At 68.4% G+C, this 9,535-nt stretch carries 5 protein-coding genes and 1 pseudogene; 5 read left to right on the forward strand and 1 reads right to left on the reverse strand.

Translation table 11 applies throughout. The features are described 5' to 3' along the window. Window positions 1-114 precede the first annotated feature (114 nt). A complete protein-coding gene (locus AUL35_RS20890) occupies window positions 115-2,424 on the reverse strand; it encodes a bifunctional salicylyl-CoA 5-hydroxylase/oxidoreductase (protein WP_062018473.1) in 2,310 nt (769 codons plus the stop codon). 317 nt (window positions 2,425-2,741) lie between these two features. On the opposite strand from AUL35_RS20890, the gene AUL35_RS20895 reads away from it, so the two are divergent. The 5 genes and pseudogenes from AUL35_RS20895 to AUL35_RS21825 all read left to right on the forward strand — a co-directional run bounded on the left by AUL35_RS20895 (window position 2,742) and on the right by AUL35_RS21825 (window position 9,154). Next, window positions 2,742-3,521: a cyclase family protein gene (locus AUL35_RS20895; protein WP_062018475.1), complete on the forward strand. Its 780-nt coding sequence runs from the start codon at window positions 2,742-2,744 to the stop codon at window positions 3,519-3,521. 173 nt (window positions 3,522-3,694) lie between these two features. Beyond that, on the forward strand, window positions 3,695-4,201 hold the full coding sequence (locus tag AUL35_RS20900; RefSeq protein WP_062018477.1) for a MarR family winged helix-turn-helix transcriptional regulator: 507 nt from the start codon (window positions 3,695-3,697) through the stop codon (window positions 4,199-4,201). A gap of 239 nt (window positions 4,202-4,440) precedes the next feature. Next, window positions 4,441-6,591: an indolepyruvate ferredoxin oxidoreductase subunit alpha gene (locus AUL35_RS20905; protein ID WP_062018479.1), complete on the forward strand. Its 2,151-nt coding sequence runs from the start codon at window positions 4,441-4,443 to the stop codon at window positions 6,589-6,591. 11 nt (window positions 6,592-6,602) lie between these two features. Further along, on the forward strand, window positions 6,603-8,177 hold the full coding sequence (locus AUL35_RS20910) for an indolepyruvate oxidoreductase subunit beta family protein (RefSeq protein ID WP_082666508.1): 1,575 nt from the start codon (window positions 6,603-6,605) through the stop codon (window positions 8,175-8,177). A 50-nt stretch (window positions 8,178-8,227) separates the two neighbouring features. After that, a pseudogene (locus AUL35_RS21825) lies at window positions 8,228-9,154 on the forward strand (integrase core domain-containing protein). The last annotated feature ends 381 nt before the right edge of the window (window positions 9,155-9,535 follow it).

Raw genomic sequence — 9,535 nt, forward strand, 5'->3', positions numbered from 1 at the left:
CGGCGAGCGTGACGCGCGCGCCGGCTCGGGCGAGCCGCTCGGCGATCGCCGCGCCGATGCCGGAGCCCGCGCCCGTGACGAGCGCGTGCCGGCCGGCGAGTGCGGTTCCCTCGCTCATTGCGCCGCCGCCCGCTCGAGATTGGTCTCGAACTGCCGCTTGGCGGACGAGTACTGCCGGGGCCAGGCGAGCGAGCGGATGCCGATCCTGGCCGCCTCGTGCAGCGTCCAGGCGGGGTCGGCGAGGTGCGGCCGGGCGATGGCGCAGAGGTCGGCGCGGCCCGCCGAGATGATCGAGTTGGCGTGGTCGGCCTCCGAGATCGCGCCCACCGCGATGGTCGGGATGCCGACCTCGTTGCGGATCTTGTCGGAGAAGGGCGTCTGGAACAGGCGGCCGTAGACCGGCTTCTCCTGCTTCCAGACCTGGCCCGACGAGCAGTCGATCATGTCGGCGCCCGCGTCCTTGAACATCGTGGCGAAGATCGCCGCGTCGTCCGGCGTGTTGCCGCCCTTGGCCCAGTCGTGCGCGGACAGGCGCACCGAGATCGGCCGGTCCTGCGGCCAGGCCCCGCGCACCGCGCGGAACACCTCCAGGGGATAGCGCGCCCGGTTCTCGTGGGAGCCGCCGTACTCGTCCTCGCGCCGGTTGGTCAGCGGCGACAGGAAGGAGGAGAGGAGGTAGCCATGGGCACAGTGGAGCTCCAGCCAGTCGACGCCGGCCTCCGCCGCGCGGCGCGTGGCGGCCGTGAAGTCGGCGAGCACCCGGTCCATGTCCGCCCGGTCCATCGCCCTCGGCACCGCGGAGTGCGGGAGATAGGGCAGGGATGAGGCCGACAGGAGCGGCCAGGCGCCCTCCGTCAACGGCTCGTCGATGCCCTCCCACGCCAGCCGGGTCGCGCCCTTGCGGCCGGCATGGCCGATCTGGATGCCGAGCTTGGCGTCGGTCGATGTGTGGACGAAGTCGGCGAGGCGCTTCCAGCCCTCGGCCTGGGCGTCGTTCCACAGGCCGAGGCAGCCGGGCGTGATGCGCGCATCGGGCGAGACGCACGTCATCTCGGCGAAGACGAGCGCGGCGCCCCCCATGGCCCGGGAGCCGAGATGGACGAGGTGGAAGTCGTCGATCATCCCGTCGCGCGCCGAGTACATGGCCATGGGCGACATGACGATGCGGTTCTTGAGCGTCACGCCACGGATCGTGAAGGGGGTGAGCATCGGCGGCAGCGGCCGCTCGCCCTCCCTGGCCGGTACGCCCGCCTGGGCGGCGAACCAGCGCTCGTAGCCTTCGAGCCAGCGAGGATCGCGCAGGCGCAGGTTCTCGTGGCTGATGCGCTGCGAGCGCGTCAGCATGGAATACATGAACTGCTCGGGCGGCAGCTGGTCGGCGTAGCGCTCGCCCACCACCTCGAACCATTCCATCGCGTTGCGCGCCGCGTTCTGGATGCGCGCGACGTCGACGCGGCGGATCGCCTCGTAGTCGTCGAGGACTGCGGGAATGGCATCGCGCTCGTGGCCGTGCTCATTGAACTGGCGCGTCAGCTCGATCGCGTCCTCGAGTGCGAGCTTGGTGCCGGAACCGATGGCGAAGTGAGCCGTGTGCGCCGCGTCGCCCATGAGCACGACGTGGGAGTGACCGTTGAAGTGGCTCCACTTGCCGCAGATGAGGCGCGAGAAGTTGAGCCAGGCCGAGCCCTGCACGTGACGCGCGTTGCTCATCAGGGGGGCGCCGCCCAGCGTGTCGGCGAAGAGCCGCTCGCAGAAGCGGATGGACTCGTCCTGGCTCATCGCGTCCAGCCCGTGCGCCTGGTAGGCCCGCTCGGTGGTCTCGACGATGAAGGTCGAGGTCTTGTCGTCGAACTTGTAGATATGCGCCTGGAACCAGCCGTGCTCGGTCTTGCGGAAGTCGAAGGTGAAGGCGTCGAAGAGCTTGTTGGTGCCGAGCCACACGAAGCGGTTCGGCCGCTTCACGAGGTCGGGCTCGAAGATGTCGGCGTACTTGTTGCGAATCTTGGAGTTGAAGCCGTCGGACGCGATCACGAGATCGGCGTCGGGGAAGTCCTCGTCGCCGTTCACCTCGGTCTCGAAGCGCAGTTCCACGCCAAGCGCTTCGCAGCGGTTCTGGAGGATGTTGAGAAGCTTCTTGCGCCCGATGCCCACGAAGCCGTGCCCCGTGGTGCGCTGGCGCGTGCGCTTGAAGACGAGCTCGATGTCGTCCCAATGGTTGAAGGCGTCCTGGATCTCGGCCGCGCTCTCGGGATCCCACTTGCGCATCGCGACCATGGTCGCGTCGGAGAAGACGACGCCCCAGCCGAACGTATCGTAGGGCCGGTTGCGCTCGACCACCGTGATCGAATGCTCCGGATGGTTGCGCTTCATCAAAAGCGCGAAATACAGGCCGGCCGGACCGCCACCGATACAGACGATGCGCATGATGGAGCCCCTCCGGGACGATCGTTCGGGTTGGGAAAGTGATTTAGATCTAAAGTAAATTCGGTGACCGACGCGGTCAAGAGCGTTTGGAATTTATGTGCATCTGCATCCGGATCGTGCGTCGCCGTGCCCATGCAAGCGGCACGCGGCGCGATATTGCACCGCACATCGTGCAACGTCGTGACAGCCAGCGACCACGCTCAACGCTTTCCCGAGGGGAGATGCTTGCATTTTCATTTATCGCTCGTCATCCTTCCGATGCGCGACCCGTCGTCCCGGTGCCGCGATCCCCCGTTTCCTTTCTGTCGAGGTTGCCGATGTCCGCTGCCGAAAGCCTGTCGACCGTCGCGTCCGCCCTAGCCGCCGGCGCGATCGAGGTGGTCGACCTGACCGCTCCGCTCGGACCCGACACGCCGGTTCTCTACCTGCCGCCCGAGTTCGGCCGGAACACGCCGCGCTTCAAGATGAACGAGATTTCCGCCTACGATGCGAACGGCCCCTGGTGGGCCTGGGGCTGGATGGAGCTCGGCGAGCACACCGGCACCCACTTCGACGCGCCCGCCCATTGGATCTCCGGTCGCGACCGGCCCGACAACACCACCGACAAGCTGCCGCCCAAGGATTTCGTGGCCCCGGTCTGCGTGATCGACTGTTCTGCGCAGGTCGCGGCCGATCCCGGCTTCATCCTGACCGCAGACGGCGTGAAGGCCTGGGAGGCCGAGCACGGCGAGATCCCGGCGGGCGCCTGGGTGTTCATGCGATCCGACTGGTATCCGCGCAACACATCCTCCGAAGCCTTCCTCAACGGCGGCCAGACGCCGGGCCCAAGCGTCGACTGCATCCGGTATCTCGTGGACAAGAACGTTGCCGGCTGGGGCAGCGAGTGCGTCGGCACCGACGCCGGCATGGCGCATTCCTTCGATCCGCCGTTTCCGGCCCACCACCTTCTTCTCGAGAAGGGGCGCTACGGTCTCGCCAGCCTCGTCAACCTCGACAAGCTGCCCGCCACGGGCGCGCTCGTCGTCGCCGCGCCCTTGAAGATCGTCAACGGAACCGGCAGTCCCGTGCGCGTCATCGCCCTCGTCCCGAAAAGCTGAGGGAAGGGCCACCCGCGCCGTCGCGCGGTTTTGTTCTGGCGGGCGCGCGAGGGGTCGGCTAATCACCGGGCCCTTGCCCCGCCGCTTTTCCGGCGCGCGGGGTTTTCCGTCATGCCGGGCCGGCGCTCGGCGAGGGACCGGGCTTCGACCCGACCCCAAACCCAAGGTAGGTCATGGTCGGCAGGTACGGTCGCGGTGTTCTCGGCAGCGCGGACGAGCGCAAGGGCGCGATCCCCTCCATGGGGGAGCTGGGGCTCAACCACTTCGCCCCCTACCTCCTGAACCGGATCGCCGCGCGCTGGAACGCCGACATGTCGGAGGAGCTGAAGAGCTTCGACATGACCACGGCCAAGATGCGCGTCCTGGCCATCCTCAGCGTCTCCAACGGCCTCGCCATCAACGAGCTCAGCGTCTACGCCGTCACCGAGCAGTCCACGATGAGCCGGACGCTCGACGCGATGGAGGAGCAGGGGCTCGTCCTGCGCACGCCCCGCGCCGACGATGCACGCGTGCGCGAGACGGCGATCACCGAGAAGGGCATGGCGGCCTTCGCGGCCGTCTGGCCGACCATGTACGGCCGCTTTTCCCAGATGTTCGAAGGCGTTTCGGAAGACGAGTATCAAACCTTCGTCGCGCTCCTCCACCGGATCCTCGGCAACATCCGCCGCAACGACCTCTGACGGGCCGCGGGGCCTCGCGTCCCGACAGGTCCGCTCGCCGTACGAGGCGCAGGCGCGGGCGGCGCGCGGCGCCGCGTCTCCACCTATCTGTGCAAATGCCTATTCTTCAGACTGCCAAGAGTTCGAAACCGAGCAGCCACTTCACCAAATTCGTTTGACACCGTTCTAAAAAGCATGAGGATGCATGGATATCGGGGCCGACAGATCGGTCCCTCTCCTCACATCATGACGAGCGGTCCATGGCGGAACGGTCTTTTGCTCGCGAAGTCGAAGAACTCAAGCTCGGCGAGGGCGAGGTGTTTCGCGGCGAGGGCATCCTCGCGATCACCAAGGCCCTGCTGCAATCGGGCGTGTCCTATGTCGGCGGCTACCAAGGCTCGCCGATCTCGCACCTGATGGACGTGCTCGCCGACGCACGCGGCGTCATGGACGAGCTCGGCGTCCACTTCGAGTCCTCGGCCTCGGAAGCCGCCGCCGCCGCCATGCTCTCGGCCTCGGTCATGTATCCCGTGCGCGGGGCCGTGACGTGGAAGTCGACGGCGGGCACCAACGTCGCCTCCGACGCGCTCTCCAACCTGTCCTCGGGCGGCGTGACGGGCGGCGCGCTCGTGATCGTCGGCGAGGACTACGGCGAGGGCTCCTCCATCATGCAGGAGCGCACGCACGCCTTCGCGATGAAGTCGCAGATGTGGCTCCTGACCCCCCGGCCGAATCTCGCCTCGATCGTCGAGGCCGTGGAAACGGGCTTCGAGCTGTCGGAGGCCTCCAACACGCCTGTCATGCTCCAGGTCGGCATCCGCTCCTGCCACGTTCACGGCGAGTTCGTCGCCAAAGACAACAAGCGGCCCGCCTTCACGCTGAAGGAGGCCGTCGAGAACCCGCGCCGCGACGTGAACCGCATCGTCCTGCCGCCGGCCGCCTACCTGCACGAGAAGGAGAAGCTGGAGACGCGCTGGCCGGCTGCGGTCGAGTTCGTCCGCTCGCGACGGCTGAACGAGCGGTTCGGACCCGACGAGGGGCGCGTCGGCCTCGTCGTCCAGGGCGGGCTCTACAACAGCGTCATGCGCGCGCTCCAGCATCTCGGCCTTGCCGACGTCTACGGCGCGAGCACGGTCCCCCTCTACGTCCTCAACGTCTCCTATCCGCTGATCGATGACGAACTCGTCGCCTTCTGCGCGGGCAAGGACGCCGTCCTGATGATCGAGGAGGGCCAGCCCGAATATATCGAGCAGGCGCTGAGCCTCATCCTGCGTCGGCACGACCTCCAGACGAGGCTCGCCGGCAAGGACGTCCTGCCGCGCAGCGGGGAGTACACGTCGCAGGTCCTCGCCAAGGGTGTCGGCGTCTTCCTCGATACGCATGCTCGCGACCTTCTCGGCAACCGGCCGCCCGTGCCGAGCGCCGACGTGGTCCTGGCCGACCCGAAGGTGAAGGCGCTCGCCGGCGTCGTGCCGGCGCGGCCCGCCGGCTTCTGCGTCGGCTGTCCGGAGCGGCCGATCTTCGCGGCGATGAAGCTCGTCGAGAAGGAACTCGGGCCCCACCACGTCTCGGCCGACATCGGCTGCCACCTCTTCTCGATCCTGCCGCCCTTCAACATCGGCGGCACGACCATGGGCTACGGCCTTGGGCCCGCTTCCGCCTCGGCCTTCAACGTCGAGGCGGGCAAGCGCCCGATCTCGGTCATGGGCGACGGCGGCTTCTGGCACAACGGCCTCAACACCAGCGTCGGCAACGCCGTCTTCAACAAGCAGGATGGCGTGATCCTGGTGGTGGACAACCACTATGCCGCCGCGACCGGCGGACAGGACATCCTGTCGTCGCGCGCCGAGAACCCCGACCGCTCCACCAACAACTCCATCGTCAAGGCGGTGCGGGGCGTCGGCGCCAAGTGGGTGCGCCATGTCGACCGGACCTACGACGTGGCCAGGATGCGCGACACGCTGAAGGCGGCGCTGACGAGCCCCGAGAAGGGCCCGAAGGTCATCGTCGCCTCGTCGGAATGCTCGCTCAACAAGCAGCGGCGGGTGAAGCCGATCTTCGCCAAGGCGGTCAGGAACGGCGAGCGCGTGGTGAAGGAGCGCTTCGGCGTCGACGAGGACGTCTGCACGGGCGATCACGCCTGCATCCGCCTGTCCGGCTGCCCCTCGCTCTCGGTCAAGCACACCGCCGATCCCCTGAAGGACGATCCGGTGGCGGCGATCGACAACGGGTGCGTCGGCTGCGGCAATTGCGGCGAGGTGTCGGAGGCGGCGATCCTCTGTCCCTCCTTCTACAAAGCCGACATCGTCTTCAACCCGACCAGGACCGACCGCTGGCTGGCGCGCCTGCGCGCCCGCGTCATCGGTTTCCTGCAGCGCCGGCGCGAGACGCGCCGCCTCGCCTTCGCCTGAGGACCGGGACCGTGACCGTTCACCCGAGCTTTCCTTCCGGCGCGGCGTCCGCGCGCCTGTCTACCGACAAGCCCCTCTCGCTCGCCATTCTCGCCATGGGCGGGCAGGGCGGTGGCGTTCTCGCCGACTGGATCGTCGCCGCGGCGGAAGGGGCGGGCTGGGTGGCGCAGTCCACCTCCGTGCCCGGCGTTGCCCAGCGCACGGGCGCGACGATCTACTATCTGGAGATGCTGCCGGCGGGGCAGGGGGGCGCGGCGCCCATCCTCTCGCTCATGCCGACGCCCGGCGACGTGGACGTCGTGCTGGCGGCCGAGTTCATGGAAGCGGGCCGCTCCATGCTGCGCGGGCTCGTGACGCCCGACCGCACCACGCTGATCACCTCGTCGCACCGTTCCTATGCTGTGGGCGAGAAGGAAGTGCCGGGCGATGGCGTCGGCGATCCCGAGAGCGTGGTCGCGGCGGCCGGCGTCGCGGCCCGCCGCATCGTCGCCTTCGACATGCAGACGCTGGCGGAGCGGAACGGCAGCGTGATCTCCGCCACCATGTTCGGGGCGCTGGCGGGATCGGGCGTCCTGCCCTTTGGGCGCGAGAGCTTCGAGGCGGCGATCCGGGCGGGCGGCAAGGGCGTCGAGCCGAGCCTGCGTGCCTTCGCCGCCGGGTTCGACCGGGTCGGCAGCGGCGCGCGCGAGATCGTGCCCAAGGCGCCCGGCAAGGACTTGGCCGAGCCGCCGGCCTCGGTCGGACAGCCCGAGCTCGACGCGCTCCTCTCGCGCCTCCGCACCCTGCCCGAAGCCGTGCGTCCCATGGCCTTTGCCGGGGTGAAGCGCCTCGTCGACTATCAGGACGCAGCCTATGCCGGCGAGTACCTGACGGCGCTGGCCGCTCTCCATGCGGAAGACGCCGGGAACGGCGGGGCCGGGAATGGCTGGGCGTTCACGGACGCCGCGGCCAAGTATCTCGCCGTCGCCATGGCCTACGACGACGTGGTGCGCGTCGCCGACCTCAAGACGCGGGCCGCGCGCACGCCGCGCATCCGGCGCGAGGTCGGCGCGAAGGACGACCAGATCCTCGGTCTCACCGAATACATGCATCCGCGCATGGAGGAGGTGGCGGGCACGCTGCCGGCCTGGGCCGGGCATGCCATCGAGAACCGGCCGAAACTCTTCTCCGCGCTCGACAGGGTGGTCAATCGCGGGCGGCGCGTGCGCACCGACCGCATCCACTGGTTCCTTGCGCTCTACCTCGTCGCCGGCCTCAAGCGCTTCCGCCGCGGCTCGCTTCGCTTCGAGCGCGAGGCCGAGCACTGGACGCGCTGGCTGGCGCTCGCCCGCGATGTCCTGCCCGAGAACTACGACCTCGCGGTCGCGATCCTTTCGGCCCGCCGCCTGGTGAAGGGCTATTCCGACACCCATGCGCGCGGAAACGCCAAGTTCGACCGCGTCCTGTCCGCCGTGCCGATCCTCCGGCGCCAGGCCGACGGAGGCGCCTGGCTCCGCCGCCTGATCAAGGCGGCGCTGCTCGACGAAGAAGGCAAGGCACTCGACGGCGCCCTTCTGACGGTCGCCTCCGCCTGGTCTGCCCCCTGAAGAGTGGTCCTGCCTGAGGCAGGCTTTCGAGCCGCTAGAGTATGCCAGGAATGCCGCAGAAGAAGCACAGGCTCGAGGAGACCGTCGCGAAGCTGCGGCAGGTGGACGTGTTGTTGTCGCAGGGTCGCCCGATGGCGGGGGCGATCCGCACGATCGGCGTGACGCCGTTCACGTGACTTCGCTGGCGCCAGGAGTTCGGCGGGCTGAAGTCGGATCAGGTGAGGCGGCCGAAGGCGGGGGAGAAGGAGAACGAGCGCCTGCGCAAGGCCGTTGGGCGTCGGATCACGGCCCTGCTGCGATGCCGGCTGGCGCGTGAACGTAGCCAAGTCGAGCGCATCTGGCGGCACGAGGGACTGAAGGTGCCAGCCAAGCACGCCAAGAAGGGTCGGCTCTGGCTGAGCGACGGCTCGCGCGTCCGACTTCGGCCCGAGCGACCCAACCATGTCTGGTCCCATGACTTCGTGGAGGACCGCACCCATGACGGCCGCAAATTCCGCCTGCCTGGCGGCAAACGCTGCGTGTTTGTGCCGACGTGATCGACGTGCTGTCCGACCTTTTCATTCACCGCGGCGTGCCCGGAGACTTCCGCTCCGAGTTCTGAGGGGCAGCCATCGATCCGGTGAATCGATGGTCCGAAGAACGGCCCCGAGTTCGTGGTCAAGGTTGTGAGGGACTGGATCATGGCGGTTGGCGCCAGGACGGCCTTCATCGAGCCGGGCCGTCCGCGGGAGAACGGCACCTGCGAGAGCTTCGACTCGAAACTTCGCGACGATTTCCTGAACGGCGAGATCTTCTCCAGCCTCGCCATGGCTCGGATCGTCATCGAGGGCTGGCGAGGGCACTACAACACCCGGCGACCGCACGCCTCGCTGGGCTACCGTCCACCGGCGCCTGCCGCCGTGCCGTGGCCGAAAGCGCCACCCCAACCCGGCTCAAAGGCCACCTCAACTGTGGCCGCCAAGCCCACGATGCATTAGTTTTGAACCGGGCCACCTAACGGGGGCAGGCCAATCCTGCCCCCAGTGTCTGCGGGGTGGAACTGAACGCCTTCCGTCTCGAACGCGGCACGCAGCGTGCCCAGTGCTGCCTCAGAGAGGAGGGGCCGGTCGCGCTCGAAGTCGCGAAGCGCGGAGTTCGCGATCCCCGATCGCACGGACAGACGCTTCAGCGTCCAGTCGAGAAGCCCCCCGGGCGGCGCGGCAGTGGGCAGGCTTGATGGCCGACGTCACCGTGCGATGGCTGTCCGAACCGCGGTGACCTCGGGGCCGCCGCCGGCACGCTCCAGGAACTCGTCGGCGAGCGTGCGCGTCCGTGTGCCGCCCGATGCCGGATTGGACTGATGGACAACCGCGTTGACT

The sequence above is a fragment of the Aureimonas sp. AU4 genome, from assembly GCF_001463765.1.
Taxonomy (GTDB): domain Bacteria; phylum Pseudomonadota; class Alphaproteobacteria; order Rhizobiales; family Rhizobiaceae; genus Aureimonas.

What these genes read in the sequence shown, in the direction of transcription:
- AUL35_RS20890 (WP_062018473.1), bottom strand. Translation starts at nt 2,424, where the DNA reads ATGCGCATCGTCTGTATCGGTGGCGGTCCGGCCGGCCTGTATTTCGCG.
- AUL35_RS20895 (WP_062018475.1), top strand. Translation starts at nt 2,742, where the DNA reads ATGTCCGCTGCCGAAAGCCTGTCGACCGTCGCGTCCGCCCTAGCCGCC.
- AUL35_RS20900 (WP_062018477.1), top strand. Translation starts at nt 3,695, where the DNA reads ATGGTCGGCAGGTACGGTCGCGGTGTTCTCGGCAGCGCGGACGAGCGC.
- AUL35_RS20905 (WP_062018479.1), top strand. Translation starts at nt 4,441, where the DNA reads ATGGCGGAACGGTCTTTTGCTCGCGAAGTCGAAGAACTCAAGCTCGGC.